This window comes from Pseudomonas sp. P1_A1 (assembly GCF_056406935.1).
Genome location: NZ_JBFTZE010000027.1, coordinates 38,120 through 59,044 on the forward strand (window position 1 = coordinate 38,120; position 20,925 = coordinate 59,044).

The following is a 20,925-nucleotide window of genomic DNA, read 5'->3' on the forward strand; positions in this document are numbered from 1 at the left end:
GAACTGGTATCAACAAAGGCTGGCGATGATAGCAGACCAGACCTTTGCTGAACACCAATCACCCTAATACCCCTGATACATTTCATCAATCGGCCTGACGACGCAGGAAAGCCGGGATGTCCAGGTAGTCCAGATCATCTTGCGGGTTCATCTTCGCGGCAGTCGCAGCACCGGCCTGAGCCTGGTTGCGCATGACGGTCGGACGGTCCAGGTCACGGTAGTTCACCGCAGGCTGTTCCTGACGAACAGGGGCTTGTTGTTGTGGCTGGGAAGCCATCGAGGTGTGAACGGTGTTGTCGATGACCTTCACAGGCTTCTCGATTTTAGCGCCCAGACCGGTAGCAACAACAGTCACGTGCAGCTCGTCGCGCATGTCCGGATCGATAACGGTACCGACCTTGACCATCGCGTGCTCGGAAGCAAAGGCTTCGATGATGCTACCCACGTCCGAGTACTCACCCAGAGACAGGTCAGGACCGGCGGTGATGTTCACCAGGATGCCGCGTGCACCTTGCAGGTTCACGTCTTCGAGCAGCGGGTTGCGAATGGCCGCTTCGGTAGCTTCACGTGCACGGTTCGGACCGCTGGCGCAGCCAGTGCCCATCATCGCCATGCCCATTTCGCTCATCACGGTACGCACGTCGGCGAAGTCGACGTTGATCATGCCCGGACGCTTGATGATGTCGGAGATACCGCGAACGGCACCGGCCAGTACATCGTCGGCCTTGGCGAAAGCCGACAGCAGGCTTGCGTCTTTACCGAGGATGGTCAGTAGTTTCTCGTTGGGAATGGTGATCAACGAGTCAACGCTTTCAGACAGCAGACGGATACCTTCGTCGGCGAGCTGCATGCGCTTGCGGCCTTCGAACGGGAACGGACGGGTCACTACCGCAACGGTGAGGATCCCCATTTCCTTGGCCACTTCAGCAATGATTGGCGCAGCACCGGTACCGGTACCACCGCCCATGCCGGTAGTGATGAACACCATGTTGGTGCCCTGCAGGACTTCGGCAATGCGCTCACGGTCTTCGAGAGCGGCCTGACGACCTACTTCAGGGTTGGCGCCAGCGCCCAGACCTTTGGTCACGCTGGTGCCCAGTTGCAGAATGGTGCGCGCGCTGATGCTTTTCAGCGCCTGGGCATCAGTGTTGGCGCAGATGAATTCAACGCCTTCAATGTTGCTCTTGACCATGTGATTGACAGCGTTGCCGCCGCCACCGCCAACACCGATAACTTTAATTACCGGGCTTGCGGGGATGTTGTCTACGAGTTCGAACATTTTCCCTCTCCTTACATTCTCTAGTTTTTTCGCCTACTGCTGTTTGAAGCGGTGTTGCGGTAAAGCTTTAGAAATTGCCTTGTACCCAGCTCTTGATGCGATCGAGCAGAGCGGCTTTCGGTTCGTCGTTGCTGTAGCTGTCGCGGCTGCCGATGCCCGAGAACGAAATCCCGTCGGACTGCTTCTGCAGGCCGTACATCAACAGGCCGACGCCGGTGGAATAGATCGGGTTGCGAACCACGTCGTCCAGGCCCTTGACGCCATGAGGCACGCCCAGGCGAACCGGCATGTGGAAGATCTCTTCGGCCAGCTCTACAGCGCCTTCCATCTTCGACGTACCGCCGGTCAGCACGATGCCGGCCGGGATCAGATCTTCGTAACCGCTGCGACGTAGCTCGGCCTGGATCAGGGTGAACAGCTCGTCGTAACGCGGCTCGACCACTTCGGCCAAGGCCTGGCGGGACAGTTCGCGCGGTGGACGGTCGCCGACACTCGGCACCTTGATGGTTTCGCCGGCACCGGCCAGTTTGGCCAGGGCGCAGGCATAGCGAATCTTGATTTCTTCGGCGTACTGGGTCGGGGTGCGCAACGCCATCGCGATGTCGTTGGTCACCTGGTCGCCCGCAATCGGGATCACCGCGGTGTGGCGGATCGCGCCTTCGGTGAAGATCGCGATGTCGGTGGTGCCGCCGCCGATGTCCACCAGGCACACGCCCAGTTCTTTCTCGTCGTCGGTCAGCACCGAATACGCCGAAGCCAGTTGCTCGAGAATGATGTCGTCGATTTCCAGGCCGCAGCGACGCACGCATTTTTCAATGTTCTGTGCGGCGTTGACGGCGCAGGTGACCACGTGAACCTTGGCTTCCAGACGCACGCCGGACATGCCCAGCGGCTCGCGCACGCCTTCCTGGTTATCGATCACGTAATCCTGCGGCAGGGTGTGCAGCACGCGCTGGTCAGCCGGGATTGCCACAGCCTGGGCGGCGTCGAGGACGCGTTCAAGGTCGGCGGAGCTGACTTCGCGATCACGAATCGCCACGATACCGTGGGAGTTCAGGCTGCGGATGTGATTGCCGGCCACGCCGACGAACGCCGAATGGATCCGGCAACCGGCCATCAGCTGCGCTTCTTCAATAGCACGCTGGATCGACTGGACGGTGGACTCGATGTTCACCACTACGCCTTTTTTCAGGCCGCGGGACGGGTGAGTACCGATCCCGACGATTTCGAGCGTGCCGTCGTCCGCAACCTCGCCTACCAGCGCCACCACCTTGGAGGTGCCGATATCGAGACCGACGATCATTTTGCCGCTTTGCACGTTTGCCATGGGTCCTGCCTCTTCTCAATTCTTCGCGACAGCGGGTTGGGCTGCCGTGGGCGCTACAGGTTCCCGCCAGCCAACGGCAAGGCCGTTGGCGTAGCGCAGATCGATGCGCGCAATGTTCGTAATCTGCTCTTTGAGCGTCTTGTCATAGATGGCAATGAAGCGGCGCATCTTTTCCACCAGGTTGCCGCGTCCCAGCAGCAGTTCGATTCCCGGGCCCGCGCTGCCTGCGCCGGTGGTCAGGAACCAGCTGCCTCGTTCACGCAACTCCAGGCGTGCAATCGAGAAGCCCAATGGCCTGAGCATCTGGCTCAGCACCTGGTATTGCTGCATCACTTGTTGCTGGGCCCGCTGCGGGCCGAACAGCTGTGGCAAGTGTTCGTAGTTCGCCAGCTCGCGCGGGGTGAACGCCTGCCCCTGGTTGTTCAACAGCGACTCATCGCCCCAACGGGCCACCGGCAGTTGTTCTTCCAGGCGAATCACTACCTGATCCGGCCACACCCGACGCACTTCGGCGTGGGCAATCCATGGCATCGTTTCAAGCTCGGTGCGCATGCTCTCCAGGTCGATGGTGAAGAAGCTCGACGCCACGTATGGGGCGATCCGCTGCTGCACCGCTTGCTGGCTGATGTAACTCAAGTCGCCCTGCACGGCGATTTTGGTGATCGGCCGGTCGGCGTACGGCAGCAATCGCTGTGCGCCTTCGTAAGTACCGAACCCCAACGCCACCAGCAGCACGGGCCAGAACAGGCTTTTCAGAAAACCGAAGTTGGCTTTCGGCAGGCGCACGGACATCGGCTCTTTGGCCACCATTCGGCTGGCACCCCGCGGCACCGGCTTGCGGCCGGGTGGTGCGGAGGGCTGATGTCTCAGCTGTGCGCCTTGCATGGTCTTACCCTCGTGGCTCGATGCTTGCGGCCAGAATCGCCAGAACCAGTTGCTGGAAATCCAGGCCGGCGGCACGGGCCGCCATTGGCACCAGACTGTGATCGGTCATGCCCGGTGCGGTGTTGACTTCCAGGAACCAGAACTGCCCGTCGGTGTCCTGCATCACGTCCGCCCTGCCCCAACCGGAGATACCCAGCGCCTCACAGGCTTTGGCCGTGAGGTCCATGAGTTCCTTTTCTTTGTCGCTGTCCAGGCCGCACGGAATGCGGTACTGGGTATCGTTGGCGATGTACTTGGCGTCGTAGTCGTAGAAACTGTGCGTCGTGCCCAAGGCAATCGGTGGCAACACCTGGTCACGCAGGGTGGCGATGGTGAACTCCGGACCGTGAATCCATTGCTCGACCAACACTTGCGAATCGTAGGTACTGGCCGCTTTCCACGCCTCGATCAACTCGGGCGCGGTAGTCACTTTGGCCATCCCGATACTGGAACCTTCATGGGCCGGTTTGACGATCAACGGGAAGCCCAGTTCCGTCGCCGCCGAAAGACAATCGGCCTCGGAGCGCAGTACCGCGTGGCGTGGCGTCGGAATGCCGAGGCTGTGCCAGACCTGCTTGGTGCGCAGTTTGTCCATAGCCAGGGCCGAGGCCAGAATGCCGCTGCCGGTGTACGGAATCCCTGCGCATTCGAGCAGGCCCTGCATGCTGCCGTCTTCACCGCCACGACCGTGGAGGATGATGAAGGCGCGGTCGATTTTTTCGTTCAGCAGGCGCTGCAGCAGGTCATCGCCCACATCAATACCGAACGCGTCCACACCGGCGCTTCGCAGTGCTTCGAGCACCGCGTTACCCGATTTCAGGGACACTTCACGCTCGGCACTCTTGCCGCCGAACAGCACGGCAACGCGACCGAAATCCTTCGGCGCGACAGTGGAGACGAGGTTGGCGTAAGCAGCAGTCATTTCAACTTCCCCTCTACCGGTGCGGCAACGGCCCCGGCGAACAACGGACTGTTCAACAGTTTGGGTGCGAGACCGCCGATATCACCGGCGCCCTGGCACAGCAGAATGTCGCCGGCACGCAGCAGCGGCTTGACGATCGGCGCGAGGTCGATGCCGCGATCGATGTAGATCGGGTCGAGCTGACCGCGCTGACGGATGCTGTTGCACAGCTTGCGGCTGTCGGCGCCCGGAATCGGCTCTTCGCCGGCCGGATAGACTTCCATCAGCAGCAGCACGTTGGCGTCGGCCAGCACATTGACGAAATCGTCGTACAGGTCGCGGGTGCGGCTGTAACGGTGCGGCTGGTAGACCATCACCAGACGGCGCTCCGGCCAGCCACCGCGCACGGCTTTGATCACGGCCGCGACTTCGGTCGGGTGGTGACCGTAGTCGTCCACCAGCATCACGTTGCCGCCTTCGACCGGCAGTTCGCCGTACACCTGGAAGCGACGGCCAACACCCTGGAACCCGGACAAGCCCTGGACGATGGCTTCATCGCTGACGCCTTCGTCGGTGGCGATGCAAATAGTCGCCAGCGCATTCAACACGTTGTGGTTGCCCGGCATGTTTACCGAAACATCCAGCGGCTCGCGATCAGGGCGCAGCACGGTGAAGAAAGTCTGCATGCCTTGCTGGCGTACGTTGATGGCGCGTACGTCGGCGTCATCGCCGAAACCGTAAGTGACCGTCGGACGCTTCACCAGCGGGAGGATTTCACGCACCACCGGATCGTCCAGGCACACCACCGCCAAACCGTAGAACGGCAGGTTGTGCAGGAACTCGACGAAGGTTTTCTTCAGCTTGTTGAAGTCACCGTCGTAGGTCGCCATGTGATCGGCGTCGATGTTGGTGACCACGGCCACCAGCGGTTGCAAGTGCAGGAAGCTGGCATCGCTTTCGTCGGCTTCGGCGATCAGGTAGCGGCTGGTGCCAAGCTGAGCATTGGTGCCCGCGGCATTCAGACGGCCACCGATGACGAACGTCGGGTCCAGGCCACCGGCGGCGAACACCGAAGCGATCAGGCTGGTGGTGGTGGTTTTGCCATGGGTACCGGCGACGGCGATGCCGTGGCGGTAGCGCATCAGCTCGGCGAGCATCTCGGCACGCGGCACCACCGGAATCCGGCGTTCCAGCGCGGTCGCGACTTCCGGGTTGGAAGTGTTGACGGCGCTCGACACCACCAGCACATCGGCGGCTGCGGCGTTCTCGGCACGGTGGCCGATGAAAATATGCGCACCAAAAGACTCCAGGCGCTCAGTCACCGGCGAAGCTTTCAGGTCGGAACCGGACACTTGATAGCCCAGGTTCAGCAACACTTCGGCGATGCCGCACATACCCACGCCACCGATTCCGACGAAGTGGATACGACGGATGCGGCGCATTTCCGGTTGTGGCATGGCTTTCTTGTTCTCAACCATGGGCCACCTCAAGGCAAGTATCGACCACGTTACGAGTGGCATCGGGTTTGGCCAGGCGGCGTGCCGCGCTGGCCATGTCGTTGAGTCGTTGCGGTTGCATCAAGACCTCTGTCAGGCGAGCGGCAAGGTCCGCTGCGCCAGTCGTTCTTTGCGGCATCAGGAAGGCAGCGCCTTCACGGGCCAAATAATCGGCGTTGCGGGTCTGGTGATCGTCGATCGCGTGGGGCAAAGGCACCAGCATCGAGGGCAGACCGGCGGCCGCCAGTTCACTGATGGTCAGCGCGCCTGCGCGGCACACCACCAGGTCGGCCCAGCCATAGGCTTGGGCCATGTCTTTGATGAAAGGCTGCACTTGCGCCTCGACGCCAGCCGCGCGATAGCGCTCTGCAGTCACCTCATCGTGGTTTTTGCCGGCCTGATGGAACACGTCCGGGCGCAGGTCGGGGGCGACTTGCGACAGGGCTTCAGGCAGCAACTTGTTCAACGGCTCTGCGCCCAGGCTTCCGCCCAGGATCAGCAAACGCGCCTTGCGACCGGCCAGGGCAGGTCGCGGTGTTTCGAGGAACAGCTCGGTGCGCACCGGGTTACCGGTGGTCCGACGGCTGTCCGACAGGGTAAAGGTGTCGGGGAACGCTTCACAGACTCGGGCGGCCAACGGCACCAGCAACCGATTGGCGGTACCGGCCACGGCGTTCTGCTCATGAACGATGACCGGCACGCCGGCCAGTCTGGCTGCAACGCCGCCAGGGCCAGTCACAAAACCACCAAAGCCGACCACACAGACTGGCCGCAGCTGACGAATGATCGCCCGCGCCTGCCAGATCGACTTGAGCAACATGACCGGCGCCTTGAGCAGGGACAATTTGCCCTTGCCGCGCAAACCGCTGGCGTGGATCCGATGCAATTCAATACCAGCCGCCGGCACCAGATCGTTTTCGATCCCGCGGGGCGTGCCGAGCCAATGCACGGTGTAGCCGCGGGCCTGGAACTCACGCGCACAGGAAAGTGCCGGGAACACATGGCCCCCGGTGCCGCCAGCCATGATCAGTACGTTAGCGCCCATGGTTCGGCTCCTCGGCGAAGTCGCTCTCATGGAATTCCATTTCTTCGCTGCCCAAATGGGTTCGACTCTCCCACTCGATGCGCAGCAACAAGCCAAGACAGGCACAGCAGATCACCAACGAACTGCCGCCATAACTGAGGAATGGCAGGGTCAGACCTTTGGTCGGCAGCAGGCCGACGTTCACGCCGATGTTGATCAGGAACTGGCCGATCCACAGGAACGACAAGCCGTAAGCAACGTAGGCGGCAAAAAACTGTTTGGCTTTCTCGGCCCACAGGCCAATGTACATGCCCCGAATACACACGAAGACGAACAGCGCCACCGTGCACAAGGAACCCACGGCCCCCAGCTCTTCAGCCAGCACCGAAAACACGAAGTCGGTGTGGGCTTCCGGCAGGTAGAACTGTTTCTGCACGCTGTTGCCCAGGCCGACGCCCAGCCATTCGCCGCGACCGAAAGCGATCAAGGCCTGGGAGAGCTGATAGCCGGCACCGAACTGGTCGGCCCACGGATCGGCAAAGTTGGTCAGACGCGCCATTCGATACGGCTGCATCTGAATCAACAACACCACTGCCGCGACGGCCAGGACCACCATCAGGGAAAACCGGAACAGCCCGACCCCGCCGAGGAACAGCATCGCCGCAGCTGCCCCCATCATCACGACGGTGGCACCAAAGTCCGGTTCCATCAGCAACAGACCCGCCATTGGCAACAGCACGATGAACGGCTTGAAGAAGCCCATCCAGCTTTCACGCACTTCTTTCTGGCGACGCACCAGATAACCGGCGAGGTAGATCACCACGAACACCTTGGCGATCTCGGAAGGCTGAACGTTGAAGAAACTGAAGCCGATCCAGCGCATCGAACCGTTCACTTCCCGGCCGATCCCCGGGATGATCACCATCACCAGCAAGCCGAACGCACCAATCAGCATCAGCCAGCCCAGGCGTTGCCAGGTGGCAATCGGAATCATCATGGTGACGATGCAGGCACCCAGGCCCAGCACAACGTAGATAAGGTGGCGAATCATGTAGTACAGGGCGCTGCCCGACTGCACCGCCCCCACCTCGGTCGATGCCGAGGCAATCATGATCAGCCCCAGGCCGAGCAGTGCCAGGCAACCGGCGAGCATCGGGAAATCGAGGTCGATACCGCGCCCGGTGATGAGCGGCGATGGATATGGCTTGATGATGTTTCTCAAGCTCATGCCAGATCCTCCACGGCGCGGACGAACTGGTGACCACGGTCTTCGTAGTTCTTGAACATGTCGAAACTGGCGCAGGCCGGCGACAGCAGCACCGCGTCGCCCTTTTCGGCGATGGCGCGGCATTGCTCGACCGCTTCGATCAGCGAGCCGACGCGAATCAGTGGCACGGCATCGCCGATGGCCTCACCGATCTTGTCGGAATCACGGCCCATCAAAATGACGGCGCGGCAGTTGGCCGCCACCGGATCACGCAAATCCTTGAATTCGGCGCCTTTGCCATCGCCACCGGCGATCAACACAAGCTTGCCGTCGATGTCCGCCCCCAGGCCTTCGATGGCCGCCAAGGCGGCGCCGACGTTGGTGGCTTTGGAATCGTTGTAGTAGCTCACGCCATCAAGGTCGCGGACCCACTGGCAGCGGTGCTCGAGCCCGGCGAAATTGCGCAGGGCCGAAAGCATGGCGTCGAACGGCAGGCCGACGGCATGGCCGAGCGCCAATGCCGCGAGGGCGTTGGACTGGTTATGCGCGCCACGAACTTTCAACTCGCGCACCGGCATCAGGTTCTGGAATTCGAAGGCCAGGTATTTCTCGCCGTTCTCTTCCCGAATGCCGAAGGCCTTGAAGTCGGGTTTGTTCAAACCGAAGGTCCAGCATGGCTGACCTTCACCCATCAGCGGACGGCTCAAGGCGTCGTGACGGTTGACCACAAACTGCCTGGCGCCCCGGAAGATCCGGTGCTTGGCCAAGTGATAGGCCGGCAGACCGCTGTAGCGGTCCATGTGGTCTTCACTGATGTTGAGCACGGTCGCCACTTCAGCGTTGAGCTGATCGGTGGTTTCGAGCTGGAAGCTCGACAGTTCCATCACGTACAGCTCGATGTCGTCGCTGAGCAAATCCAGCGCCGGCGTGCCGAGGTTGCCACCGACGGCAACACGCTTGCCGGCCGCAGCCGCCATCTCGCCGACCAGGGTGGTGACGGTGCTTTTGGCGTTGGAACCGGTAATGGCGACAATCGGCGCTTTCGCGTTACGCGCGAACAGCTCGATGTCGCCGGACATTTTCACGCCACGGGCGGCGGCAGCCTGCAGGGCCGGGGTCGCCAGCGCCAGGCCGGGGCTCACGTAGAGCTCGTCGGCACGGCACAGGAATTCGACGTCCAGCTCGCCACAACGCACTTCCACGTGCGGATAGTCACGCTTGAGCGTGGCCAGTTCCGGTGGATTTTCCCGCGTATCGGCGACAGCAAACGACACGCCCCGGTTCGCCAGGAAGCGAACCAGGGACATGCCGCTCTTGCCGAGGCCGACAACGATGCGGAAGTGGTCAGAAGCGATCAGAGACACTCGTTCTACCTCAGCTTCAGGGTGGCAAGGCCGATCAACACGAGAATCACGGTGATAATCCAGAAACGGACGATCACGCGCGGCTCGGGCCAGCCCTTGAGTTCAAAGTGGTGGTGAATCGGCGCCATGCGGAACACACGGCGACCGGTCAGCTTAAAGGAGGCGACCTGAATGACGACTGACAGGGTCTCCATCACGAACACACCGCCCATGATGAACAGGACGATTTCCTGACGGACGATCACTGCGATGGTGCCCAGGGCCGCACCCAGCGCCAGCGCGCCAACGTCGCCCATGAAGACTTGTGCCGGATAGGTGTTGAACCAGAGGAAGCCCAGGCCCGCACCGATCAAGGCGCCGCAGAACACAATCAGCTCACCCGCGCCCGGTACGTAAGGAATCAGCAGGTATTCGGCGAACTTCACGTTACCCGACAGGTAGCAGAAGATCCCCAGGCCACCGCCGACCATGACGGTGGGCATGATCGCCAGACCGTCGAGGCCGTCGGTCAGGTTGACCGCGTTGCTCGAGCCGACAATCACGAAATAGGTCAGGACGATGAAGCCTGCGCCCAGCGGAATGCTGTAGTCCTTGAGCATCGGCAGGATCAGGGTGGTTTCCACCGGCGTCGCGGCAGTCATATAAAGGAAGATCGCCGCGCCCAGGCCGAACACCGACTGCCAGAAATACTTCCAGCGGCTCGGAAGACCGCGGGAGTTTTTCTCGATGACTTTGCGGTAGTCGTCGACCCAGCCGATGGCGCCGAACAGCAGGGTCACCAACAACACGACCCAAACGTAACGGTTGGTCAGGTCAGCCCAAAGCAAGGTGCTGACGCCGATGGAGGAAAGAATCAGCGCGCCGCCCATGGTCGGGGTGCCCGACTTCGACAGGTGCGATTGCGGGCCGTCGTTGCGAACGGATTGACCGATCTGACGGTTCTGCAGAGTACGGATCATCCACGGGCCATAGCACAGCGACAAGACCAGCGCGGTCAGCACACCGAGAATCCCGCGCAGGGTCAGGTACTGAAAGACCGCGAAGCCTTTGTAGAACTGTTGCAGATACTCCGCTAGCAGCAGCAGCATTAATGTTTCTCCAGACTGGTCCCGCACAAAGCGGCAACGATGTTTTCCATCGCAGCGCTGCGCGAGCCCTTGATCAAAAAGGTGGTGTTTGTGTCCTGCTCGGCTTCCAGGGCCTTGATCAGTTCAGCCTGTGTGCTGAAGTGAAAGGCCTGCTCGCCGAAAGCGTTCACGGCGTGAGCCATCATTGGCCCGACGGCGTAAAGCGCGGAAACCTTGCCGCGGGCGTAATCGCCCACATCGCGGTGCCCCTGCTCTGCCCACGCGCCCAACTCGCCGATATCCCCGAGCACCAAAACGGTGCGACCGGAAAAGCCGGCGAGTATATCAACGGCGGCGCACATAGAGGTGGGGTTCGCGTTGTATGTGTCATCGATTACGCGCATGCCGTTAGGCGCCAGTTGCGCGACGGTGCGGCCCTTGACCGGTTGCACCGCGCCAAGGCCGGTGGCGATGCCGAACAGCGACACACCCAAAGCATGCGCGGCAGCGGCAGCGGCCATGGCATTGGCGACGTTGTGGGTGCCGAGCAGATTCAGCTGAACCCGCTCCACACCTTCAGGGCTGTGCAGGTTGAACGCCGGGCAACCGCGGGCATCGCGGTCCAGATCGCTGGCATGGAAATCAGCGTTGACGTTGCTCAGGGCAAAAGTCAGCACTTTTCGACCGGCGGCACGGGTCTTCCAGATGTCGAAGGCCTTGTCGTCGAGATTCAGCACGGCGATGCCATCGGCATCCAGCCCTTCGAGAATCTCGCCCTTGGCTTCGACGATTTTTTCCGGCCCGCCGAACTCACCAACGTGGGCGGTCCCGGCGTTGTTGATGATGGCCACGTGGGGCTTGGTCATGGCGACGGTGTAGGCAATCTCGCCGATTCGCGAAGCGCCGAGTTCGATCACGGCGGCGGTGTGTTCCGGTGCCAGTTCGAGCAGGGTCAGCGGAGCACCGAGGTCATTGTTCAGGTTGCCACGGGTCGCCAGCACCGGACCGCGTGTGCGCAGGATGCTCGCCAGCATTTCCTTGACCGTGGTCTTGCCGCTGGAGCCGGTAACGGCCGCGACCGGCTGAGTGAACGCGGCACGGTTGATCGCACCCAACTGGCCGAGGGCCTGGCGGGTGTCCTTGACCAGCAGTTGCGGCAGCGAGCTGTCGGCAACTTCGCGCTCGACCAGTGCACCCACGGCGCCTTTGGCGGCGACGTCATTCAGGTAGTCATGGCCATCGAAACGCGGACCGGCCAGAGCAATAAACAGCTGGCCGGGCTTGATCGCGCGGCTGTCGATGCTGACACCATCGAAGCTGGCATCGACGGAGATCAGACGGGCATTCAGTGCGCCGGTCAGCTCGCTCAGTTTCAAGGCTTTAAGCATGGGCCACCTCCCACGCGGTCAGGGCATGATCGGCCTCGACCAGATCGGAGAAAGCGAGACGCTCACCGTTGATTTCCTGATAGTCCTCATGACCTTTACCGGCCAGGACAATCACGTCATCCGCCGAAGCGCTGGCGATCAACTGGGCAATCGCCCGGCCACGGCCGGCGACAAAGGTGACTTTATCCACAGCGGTGAAACCGGCGCGGATGTCGTCGAAAATCGCGGCAGGGTCTTCGGTGCGCGGGTTGTCGTCGGTGACCAGCACACCATCGGCCAGGCGCTCGACCACTTCAGCCATCAGCGGACGCTTGCCGCGATCGCGATCACCGCCGCAACCGAACAGGCACAGCAACCGGCCTTTGGCGTGAGGACGCAGGGCCATCAAGACTTTTTCCAGCGCATCCGGCGTGTGGGCGTAATCGACCACCACCAACGGCTGAGTGCCGCCGCCCAGACGCTGCATGCGACCGGCCGGGCCTTCGAGTTTCGGCAACACGTTGAGGATTTCGTCCAGCGCATAGTCCAGACCAAGCAAGGCACCGACCGCGGCCAACACGTTGCTCAGGTTGAAACGGCCGAGCAAGGTGCTGCGCAAATGGTGTTCGCCCTGCGGCGTAACCAGCGTGGCGCGCACACCTTCGTCACTGAACTGCGCTTCGCGGCAATACAGGTAAGCGCGGGAGTCTTCCAGGCTGTAAGTGATCAGCCGCGACTCACCCTCATCAGCCGCCAGTTGCCGGCCAAAATCGTCGTCGAGGTTGACCACCCGGCACTTCAGATCATTCCAGGCAAACAACTTGGCCTTGGTTTCGCCATAGGCCTGCATGGTGCCGTGGTAATCCAGATGATCACGCGACAGGTTGGTCATCACCGCCACATCGAAGGCCAGCGCGGTTACGCGGCCCTGATCCAGCCCATGGGAAGAGACTTCCATGGCCACGGCTTTGGCACCGGCCTTTTTCAGGTCGGCGAGGGTCGCTTGCATTGCAATCGGATTCGGCGTGGTGTGCAGGCCGCTCTCCAGCGCGCCATGGAAACCGGAGCCCAGGGTGCCGACGATACCGCAGTGTTGACCGAGCAAATCGAGGGCCTGCGCGACCAATTGGGTCACGCTGGTTTTACCGTTGGTGCCGGTCACGCCGATCAGGTTCAAGTGACGGCTCGGGTCGCCGTAAAAGCGCCCGGCGATGTCCGACAGCTGCGCCGCCAGGCCTTTGACCGGAATCAGCGGCACGTCGGTAATCGGCAGCACGGTCGCGCCTTCGACTTCATAAGCCACAGCGGCAGCACCGCGCTGCAAGGCGTCGGCGATGTGCGCACGACCGTCGAACTTGCCACCAGGGACCGCAAGGAACAAATCACCTGCCCGTACATTACGGCTGTCCAGCGCCAATTCGCGGATCAACAGATCATGACCGGCGTGGGCGAAAATCTTGTTCAGGCTCAGCGACATCAGCCGCGCCCTCCATTAGCTTTCAGCGGAACGACCGGTGCGGCGTTCGCTTGTTGAGTGGCTGGCAGGTTGTCCGGGGTGATGTTCATCAGGCGCAGAGTCCCGGACATCACTTTGCTGAACACCGGCGCCGATACCAGACCACCGAAGTAACCGGCCTTGGTCGGTTCGTCGATCACCACCACGATCGCGTAACGCGGGTCGCTCATCGGGCCGAAACCGGCGAACAGCGAGCGGTAGGAGTTCTCGGCGTAGCCTTTGGTTCCGACCGACGTCTTACGCGCAGTACCCGACTTGCCGCCCACGTGATACGCCGGCACCTGCGCACGGAATACGCCGCGCGGGGCTTCGATCACTTGTTGCAGCATGCCTTGCATGGTTTTCGCGACGGCTTCCGGCAGCACCTGAGTGGTTTGCGGCGCCTTGTCGGTTTTGATCAGGGTCAACGGCGCGAGGCGACCATTGTTGGCCAGGGCCGAGAAGGCGTGGACCAACTGGATCGCGGTCACGGAAATACCGTAGCCGTAGGACAGCGTGGCGGTTTCAGCCTTGCGCCATTCACGGTAGTTCGGCAGGTTGCCGACGCGCTCACCCGGGAAACCCAAGCCGGTGTCCTGGCCGAGGCCAACTTTCTGTGCCAGACGGAAAATCGTTTCGCCACCGATATCGAACGCGACCTTACTCATGCCGACGTTACTGGAATTGATCAGGATACCGGTCAGGTCGAGCACCGGACCTTCGGTCTTGGATACGTCCTTGATGGTGTATTTACCAATCTGCAAGCTGCCCGGGTACACCTCGACGGTGTCGCTCGGTTTCCAGCGCCCGGTTTCGATCGCGGCGCTCATGGAGATCGCTTTCATGGTCGAACCCGGCTCGAACACGTCGATCATCGCGCGGTTGCGCATCATCGCCGGTTGCAGGTTGCGACGGTTATTCGGGTTGTAGGTCGGCTGGTTGACCATGGCGAGAATCTCGCCGGTCTTCACGTCCATGATCACCAGACTACCGGCCTTGGCGCCGTTCTCGATGATCGCGTTGCGCAGCTCGCGGTTGGCCAGGTATTGCAGACGCAGGTCAATGGACAACGCCAAGGGCTTGCCGGCCTTGGCGTTTTTGGTGACCTGGACATCTTTGATCAGCCGGCCGCGCCGGTCCTTGATGACCTGTCGCTTGCCGGGCACCCCGGCCAGCCATTCGTCGTAGGCCAGCTCGACGCCTTCGCGTCCGTGATCGTCGATGTCGGTAAAGCCGACCATGTGGGCAGTGACTTCACCGGCCGGGTAGAAACGCCGGAATTCTTCGATGCCATAAACGCCCGGCACTTTCAGATCGAGCACAGCCTGGCCCTGCTCAGGGGTCAGCCCGCGCACCAGGTAGATGAATTCTTTGTTGGCCTGGGCTTCGAGACGTTCAGCCAGGGCTTTGGGATCCTGCCCCAGGGCAGCCGCCAGTGCCGGCCATTTCTCTTTGGCCAGTTGCATTTCCTTGGCGTTGGCCCACAGCGTGGTGACCGGAGTACTCACGGCCAACGGCTCGCCGTTACGGTCGGTGATCAGACCACGGTGAGCCGGAATTGGAATATGACGAACACTGCGCGCGTCACCCTGACCTTTAAGGAAGTCACGGTCGACCACTTGCAGATCAATGATGCGCCAGGAAATCGCCGCCACCATGATGCCGAGCAAGCCCAGTACCAGACGGAACCGCCAAGGGAAGAGTGCGCCTTCGAGTTTCATCATGGCGCCACCATCTGCACTTCAGCAGCGCCAGGAATGCGCATCTTCAGTTGCTCGGTCGCCAACACTTCGATACGGCTGTGGGCGGTCCAGGTGCTTTGTTCGAGAATCAACCGGCCCCACTCCGCCTGCGCCTTGTCGCGCACGCTCAATTCGTTGTACAGCGAATTCAACAGCTGACGGTTCCAGTGGGCGCTGTAGGACACGCCGATGGCCGACACGAGCACACCGATAAACAGCAGCAGCATGAAAAAGCTTCCGCCGGGAAGTGGTTTGGCGAAAAGCTTGCTCACCGCAGTTTCTCCGCGACACGCATGATGGCGCTACGGGAACGTGGGTTGGCTTTGAGTTCGGCCTCGGAGGCGGACTGCGCTTTGCCATGGACTTTGATTTTCGGTTCGAAAGCGACGTGACGGACCGGCAAGTTGCGTGGCAGGTTGTCGGCTTCGCCTTTCACCAGTTTGCGCATGAACAGTTTGACGATGCGGTCTTCCAGCGAGTGGAAGCTGATCACCACCAGACGACCGCCGACTTCCAGGCACTCCAGCGCGGCTTCGAGACCGGTTTCCAGATCGCCCAGTTCGTTGTTGACGTGAATACGCAGCCCCTGGAATGCACGGGTGGCCGGGTTCTTGCCCTTTTCCCATGCAGGGTTGGCGACTTTCAGCACTTCTGCCAGATCGCCAGTGCGCTCGAACGGCTTGATGTCGCGACGTTCGGCCACGGCACGCGCCATGCGGCCGGAGAAACGTTCTTCGCCGTATTCCTTGAACACCCGGGCAATTTCTTCCACCGGCGCGGTATTGACGAACTCGGCGGCGCTGATCCCGCGGGACGGATCCATGCGCATGTCCAACGGGCCGTCGTTGAGAAAACTGAAGCCGCGCTCAGGGTCGTCGAGCTGAGGCGAAGACACACCCAGGTCAAGCAGAACACCGCTGACCTTGCCGGCCAGACCGCGTTCGGCGACTTCCGAACCGAGCTCGGCAAAGCTGCGCTGTACAACGACAAAGCGGCCGTCTTCGGCCGCTAGCGTTTGCCCGGTGGCAATCGCTTGAGGATCTTTGTCGAACCCGAGCAACCGACCATCGGGCCCGAGCTTGCTGAGGATCAACCGGCTATGTCCGCCGCGCCCGAACGTGCCGTCCAGATAGCAGCCATCAGGACGTACGGCGAGAGCCTCGACGGCTTCGTCAAGCAGTACGGTGATGTGGTTAAAGCCGCTATCAATAGTCACAGGATCAAATCACGCAGTTCATCAGGCATGGCGCCCGGTTGTTGAATAGCAGCCAGGTCAGCGGCAGAAACCGCATTCCAGGCATCCTCGTCCCACAATTGGAACTTGTTCAGTTGGCCTACCAACATTGCGCGCTTATCCAACTTGGCATATTCGCGAAGACGCGGCGGAACCAGAAAACGACCACTGCCATCGAGCTCGAGGTCGACGGCATTACCAATCAGCAAACGTTGCAGGCGGCGGTTTTCTTCGCGAAGCGAAGGCAGTGCGCGCAGTTTGGTTTCGATAATTTCCCACTCATCGAGGGGATAAACACACAAACACGGATCAACGGCATCGATGGTGACGATTAATTGACCGGAACTACGCGAAACGAGCTCGTCACGGTACCGGCTCGGCATGGCGAGACGGCCCTTTGCATCGAGACTGATAGCGTTAGCTCCGCGAAACACGTCAGCGTTTCTCCAAATATTAGCGTTTTGCGCTCAAAAAACCCACTTCATGCCACTTTCCGCCACTTGCGCACACTATAGGAATGCGCCCACCACACCGTCAAGGCGCGGATAGAAGGAAAAGCCTTACAGAACGGAGATTTAGGAGCGTAAAAGGAGGGGAAACGAGAATCTGGCGGGTGAATTTGTTCAATAACTTGAATCAGCACAGAAGGCTGCGTTCAGAAGTTAAAGTAATTTGTTAAGAGTAAGATTTTTTCGGTATTACAAAAGCGCTTCTGCTATTGATTCAGCAGGGAGGGAAATTGCCATTACGCATATCGCTGCCAATGATTGAAGCAGAGAGAGAAAAAGGTGGAGAGTCGATCTGTAAGCCGGGTTCTGTCTTGAACAGTCATTCGTCTACGATGGCCATCACTGGACATCTTTAGCAACCTACCCGGTCCCAGCGCGGGCCACGCCTTGGGACCCTATTTGGTCTTGCTCCAAGTGGGGTTTACCTAGCCACGAACTGTTGCCAGACGTGCGGTGCGCTCTTACCGCACCTTTTCACCCTTACCGGCGCCGAAGCGCTTAGGCGGTTATTTTCTGTGGCACTTTCCGTAGGCTCACGCCTCCCAGGCATTACCTGGCACTTCGCCCTATGGAGCCCGGACTTTCCTCCCCCCCCTAATTTTCATAGAGGGCAGCGACTGTCCGATCGACTCTCCGCCGCGAAGGTTAACGGCAGAGCGGCCGAAGAACAAGCGCTAAAAGCCTCTGCCCGGCGTTGCGCGTCGCTTTTTTACTCGCCCTTCTGCTTATCCAGCGCCACCTGATAGAGCACATTCTTGCGCTCGCCGGTAATTTGCGCCGCCAATGCCGCCGCACGCTTGAGTGGCATTTCTTCAAGCAGCAGATTGAGAATACGCATGGCTTCACTGCTGACAGCGTCCTCAGTCTCGGGAGCAGACCAGCCAGCGACCAGCACTACGCACTCGCCGCGCTGCTGGTTGCTGTCCGATTCAACGAACTCGCGCAACTCGGCCAGCGGCAAGCCTTTGAGGGTTTCGAAGGTTTTAGTCAGTTCGCGCGCCAGCAATGCTGGACGATCGGCGCCGAATACCAGCTCCATGTCTTGCAGGCATTCAAGGATGCGGTGTGGAGCTTCATAAAAAATCAGCGTGCGCGGCTCTTCCTTTATCAGTTCCAGGCGAGCGCGTCGGCCGACAGCCTTGGCCGGTAGAAACCCTTCGAAGATGAAACGGTCCGATGGCAACCCCGCCGCCGAAAGTGCCGCAATCAACGCACAGGCACCCGGAACCGGCACCACATTGATCCCGGCGGCACGGGCCTGACGCACCAGGTGATAACCCGGATCGGAAATCAGCGGCGTCCCGGCATCGGAGATCAATGCCACATCGTCGCCAGCGAGCAAGCGAGTGATAAAGCGGCTGCCTTCATCCCGCTCGTTGTGTTCATGGCAGGCCGCCAGCGGCGTGGGGATGCCGAAATGCTGCATCAATCGCTGGGAATGGCGAGTGTCTTCGGCAGCAATCAACGAAACCTCGCGCAGGATCTTCAGCGCACGCGCACTGATGTCGTCCAGGTTGCCGATGGGCGTCGCCACCACATAAAGCGAGCCAGCAGCGGAATTCAAAGCACCTGGAGCAGTCAAAGCGCACACCTCATGATCGGTAAAAGCCGCCATTGTAGCGCGTAGCGACATTCGCGATACCTGCAAGCAACCCTCGGTTTTCCAGCCTTTTGTGCAGTGTCGCAACATTTGCATGAGCTAAATTGATCGATTCACGCCAGTAACATCGCGCCCCGGCCAGCGCTTGGGTACAATTCCACGCTTATTTGATCGAGTATCAGGAACACTTACATGATCGCTTGCCTGCGGCTGTTCTCTGCCCTCTGCCTCGCTGCCTTGCTGGCGGCTTGCGCCAGCTCGCCCTCCTCCAGCCTTGGCGAACTTCCACGGACCCCGGATGCCAGTGTCGAGCAACTGCTCGAACAGGCCACTCAAAGTAAAGCGCCGGACAAGGCAGCCTTGCTGCGCTTGAGCGCGGCAGACCTGGCTTATCGTCAGGGCAATGCCGGCCAGTCCGCGCAAATCCTGCAACAAGTACCGATGGAACAACTCAAGCCTGGCCAACAGGTCTTCGCCAGCACCCTGGCGGCTGAATTGGCCATGGTGCGCAATCAGCCCAAAGCGGCGCTGACGGCCCTGAGCCATCCGAGCCTGCAACGCCTGAGCGAACTGCCAGCCGAACAACAGGTTCGCACCGGCACCGTCCATGCCCGCGCCCTTGAGGCCGACGGCCAGACCCTGGCCGCCGCACGGGAGCGCATTTTCATCGCCCCCCTGCTGAGCGATCAAGCTGCGAGCAAAAACCACGAAGCGATCTGGACCCTGATCGCTTCACTGCCGACCGATCAATTGCAGCCGACCACCGACGACGACCTCGGCGGCTGGTTGAGCCTGGCCCGGGCGGTGAAAACAGCCGGCACCCTGGAACAGCAGCAAGCCGCGATCGACAACTGGCGCGCGAACAATCCAAAGCACCCGGCCGCCATCCAGCTGCCGCTGCCATTGACCAAACTCAAGGATCTGGCCAGCCAGCCCCTGAGCAAAATCGCCGTGCTGCTGCCTCAAGCAGATGGCCCGCTGGCGGCTGCCAGCAAGGCACTGCGTGAAGGTATCGTGGCTGCTCACTACCAGGCGCAACAAGCCGGGCAGAATCCGCCAGCCATCGTATTTTATGACAGCTCGATAATGACCACTGTGCCGCCGCGGATGTCGCTGGACGAGTTCTATCGCAAGGCCCAGGCCGACGGCGTGCAATTGGTGGTCGGCCCGCTGGAAAAACCGCTGGTCAAGCAGCTCAGCGCTCGCCCGCAACTGCCGATCACCACCCTGGCGCTGAACTACAGCGAAGGCGAACAAGGTCCGGCCCAGCTGTTCCAATTCGGCCTTGCCGCTGAAGACGAAGCCCGCGAAGTATCCCGTCGTGCGCGCGCCGATGGCCTGCATCGCGCCGCCATCATGGTGCCGAAAGGCGAATGGGGTGACCGCGTACTCAGAGCATTCAGCCAGGATTGGCAAGCCAACGGCGGCAGCATTGTCGCGACCGAGCGCGTCGACCAACCGGTGCAACTGGCCCAGCAAATTGCCGACATGTTCCAGCTGCGTCAGAGCGAAGGCCGCGCCAAGAGCCTGCAAAACACCGTTGGCTCGCAGGTAGCCGCCCAGCCTTCGCGTCGTCAGGACATCGAGTTCATCTTCCTGGCCGCGACGCCGCAACAGGCTCAACAGATCAAACCGACCCTGAACTTCCAGTACGCGGGTGACGTGCCGGTTTACGCCACCTCCCACGTATTCAGCGCCAGCGGCGACCAGAACCAGTACAACGACATGAACGGTATTCGCTTCTGCGAAACCCCATGGCTGCTGGATGCCAACGACCCGCTGCGCAAACAGGTCACCGCACAATGGCCACAAGCCGCTGGCAGCCTTGGCCGTCTATACGCGATGGGCGTTGACGCCTATCGCCTGGCACCACGCCTGGGGCAACTCAAGGCCTTGCCGGACAGCCGCATCGAAGGTCAATCGGGCAGCCTGGGCATGACTCAGAATCAACGGGTCGTGCGTCAGTTGCCATGGGCACAGTTCGTCAGCGGTCAGGTTCAACGCCTGCCGGACACCTCACGCTGATGCCCGACAGGTCACGCCAGCAGAGCGGCAAGGATGCCGAGCGCCATGCGCTCGAGCATCTTCAGCAACAAGGTCTGCGCCTGCTGGCGCAGAACTGGTTATGTAAACGCGGCGAGCTTGATCTGGTCATGCTTGATGGCGATACAGTAGTATTCGTCGAAGTCCGCTACAGAAAAAACACCCAATGGGGTGGCGCGCTCGATAGCATCGATGGGCGCAAACGGCAGAAACTGATTTTCGCCGCGCAGTATTTTCTTCAGCGCGAGTCGCGTTGGGCCAATTCCCCTTGCCGCTTCGACGTGGTTGCCATCGACAGCAACCTTGATCAGTTGAACTGGTTGCAGAATGCCTTCGACAGCTGATC

At 60.9% G+C, this 20,925-nt stretch carries 18 protein-coding genes and 1 other RNA gene; 2 read left to right on the forward strand and 17 right to left on the reverse strand.

The annotated features are described in order from the left end of the window. Positions 1–85: 85 nt before the first annotated feature. From ftsZ to rsmI, 17 genes are all read right to left on the reverse strand, one after another. Complete coding sequence (gene ftsZ, locus AC1D2Q_RS27730) at positions 86–1,279, reverse strand: cell division protein FtsZ (RefSeq protein WP_007939850.1); 1,194 nt, start codon at positions 1,277–1,279, stop codon at positions 86–88. A gap of 67 nt (positions 1,280–1,346) precedes the next feature. After that, a complete protein-coding gene (ftsA, locus tag AC1D2Q_RS27735; RefSeq protein WP_007939849.1) occupies positions 1,347–2,606 on the reverse strand; it encodes a cell division protein FtsA in 1,260 nt (419 codons plus the stop codon). 15 nt (positions 2,607–2,621) lie between these two features. Then, entirely contained in the window at positions 2,622–3,491 is an 870-nt protein-coding gene (locus AC1D2Q_RS27740; RefSeq protein ID WP_477815299.1) for a cell division protein FtsQ/DivIB, read from the reverse strand. A gap of 4 nt (positions 3,492–3,495) precedes the next feature. After that, positions 3,496–4,452 carry a D-alanine--D-alanine ligase gene (locus AC1D2Q_RS27745; RefSeq protein ID WP_477815300.1) on the reverse strand — a complete coding sequence of 319 codons (957 nt, stop codon included), beginning with the start codon at positions 4,450–4,452 and terminating at the stop codon, positions 3,496–3,498. Further along, positions 4,449–5,909, reverse strand: coding sequence for a UDP-N-acetylmuramate--L-alanine ligase (gene murC, locus AC1D2Q_RS27750; protein WP_477815301.1), 1,461 nt, complete (start codon positions 5,907–5,909; stop codon positions 4,449–4,451). The genes AC1D2Q_RS27745 and murC overlap by 4 nt, the downstream gene beginning before the upstream one ends. Then, positions 5,902–6,972 carry an undecaprenyldiphospho-muramoylpentapeptide beta-N-acetylglucosaminyltransferase gene (gene murG, locus AC1D2Q_RS27755; RefSeq protein WP_018930134.1) on the reverse strand — a complete coding sequence of 357 codons (1,071 nt, stop codon included), beginning with the start codon at positions 6,970–6,972 and terminating at the stop codon, positions 5,902–5,904. Before murG ends, murC begins: the two co-directional genes overlap by 8 nt. Beyond that, positions 6,962–8,179, reverse strand: coding sequence for a putative lipid II flippase FtsW (gene ftsW, locus AC1D2Q_RS27760; RefSeq protein ID WP_018930133.1), 1,218 nt, complete (start codon positions 8,177–8,179; stop codon positions 6,962–6,964). The genes murG and ftsW overlap by 11 nt, the downstream gene beginning before the upstream one ends. Continuing rightward, positions 8,176–9,522, reverse strand: coding sequence for a UDP-N-acetylmuramoyl-L-alanine--D-glutamate ligase (gene murD / locus AC1D2Q_RS27765; RefSeq protein WP_477815302.1), 1,347 nt, complete (start codon positions 9,520–9,522; stop codon positions 8,176–8,178). Before murD ends, ftsW begins: the two co-directional genes overlap by 4 nt. Positions 9,523–9,527: 5 nt before the next feature. Beyond that, complete coding sequence (mraY, locus tag AC1D2Q_RS27770) at positions 9,528–10,610, reverse strand: phospho-N-acetylmuramoyl-pentapeptide-transferase (RefSeq protein WP_008016698.1); 1,083 nt, start codon at positions 10,608–10,610, stop codon at positions 9,528–9,530. Beyond that, complete coding sequence (locus AC1D2Q_RS27775; protein ID WP_028939846.1) at positions 10,610–11,977, reverse strand: UDP-N-acetylmuramoyl-tripeptide--D-alanyl-D-alanine ligase; 1,368 nt, start codon at positions 11,975–11,977, stop codon at positions 10,610–10,612. Before AC1D2Q_RS27775 ends, mraY begins: the two co-directional genes overlap by 1 nt. Next, positions 11,970–13,433 (reverse strand): UDP-N-acetylmuramoyl-L-alanyl-D-glutamate--2,6-diaminopimelate ligase, encoded by a 1,464-nt coding sequence (locus tag AC1D2Q_RS27780; protein ID WP_477815303.1) that lies wholly within the window; start codon positions 13,431–13,433, stop codon positions 11,970–11,972. The genes AC1D2Q_RS27775 and AC1D2Q_RS27780 overlap by 8 nt, the downstream gene beginning before the upstream one ends. Then, positions 13,433–15,172: a peptidoglycan D,D-transpeptidase FtsI family protein gene (locus AC1D2Q_RS27785; protein ID WP_019651807.1), complete on the reverse strand. Its 1,740-nt coding sequence runs from the start codon at positions 15,170–15,172 to the stop codon at positions 13,433–13,435. Before AC1D2Q_RS27785 ends, AC1D2Q_RS27780 begins: the two co-directional genes overlap by 1 nt. Further along, positions 15,172–15,465 carry a cell division protein FtsL gene (gene ftsL, locus AC1D2Q_RS27790; RefSeq protein WP_003205353.1) on the reverse strand — a complete coding sequence of 98 codons (294 nt, stop codon included), beginning with the start codon at positions 15,463–15,465 and terminating at the stop codon, positions 15,172–15,174. Before ftsL ends, AC1D2Q_RS27785 begins: the two co-directional genes overlap by 1 nt. Continuing rightward, a complete protein-coding gene (gene rsmH / locus AC1D2Q_RS27795) occupies positions 15,462–16,409 on the reverse strand; it encodes a 16S rRNA (cytosine(1402)-N(4))-methyltransferase RsmH (RefSeq protein ID WP_408981105.1) in 948 nt (315 codons plus the stop codon). The genes ftsL and rsmH overlap by 4 nt, the downstream gene beginning before the upstream one ends. After that, entirely contained in the window at positions 16,406–16,861 is a 456-nt protein-coding gene (gene mraZ, locus AC1D2Q_RS27800) for a division/cell wall cluster transcriptional repressor MraZ (RefSeq protein ID WP_003205355.1), read from the reverse strand. Before mraZ ends, rsmH begins: the two co-directional genes overlap by 4 nt. A 354-nt stretch (positions 16,862–17,215) precedes the next feature. Beyond that, an RNA gene (gene rnpB / locus AC1D2Q_RS27805) (RNase P RNA component class A) lies at positions 17,216–17,569 on the reverse strand. Positions 17,570–17,645: 76 nt separating this feature from the next. Next, on the reverse strand, positions 17,646–18,551 hold the full coding sequence (gene rsmI / locus AC1D2Q_RS27810) for a 16S rRNA (cytidine(1402)-2'-O)-methyltransferase (protein WP_018930125.1): 906 nt from the start codon (positions 18,549–18,551) through the stop codon (positions 17,646–17,648). A 177-nt stretch (positions 18,552–18,728) separates the two neighbouring features. On the opposite strand from rsmI, the gene AC1D2Q_RS27815 reads away from it, so the two are divergent. Together AC1D2Q_RS27815 and AC1D2Q_RS27820 are read left to right on the forward strand one after the other, a co-directional pair. After that, positions 18,729–20,561, forward strand: a complete 1,833-nt coding sequence (locus AC1D2Q_RS27815; protein WP_477815304.1) for a penicillin-binding protein activator — start codon at positions 18,729–18,731, stop codon at positions 20,559–20,561. Then, on the forward strand, positions 20,561–20,923 hold the full coding sequence (locus AC1D2Q_RS27820) for a YraN family protein (RefSeq protein WP_007904371.1): 363 nt from the start codon (positions 20,561–20,563) through the stop codon (positions 20,921–20,923). The genes AC1D2Q_RS27815 and AC1D2Q_RS27820 overlap by 1 nt, the downstream gene beginning before the upstream one ends. The last annotated feature ends 2 nt before the right edge of the window (positions 20,924–20,925 follow it).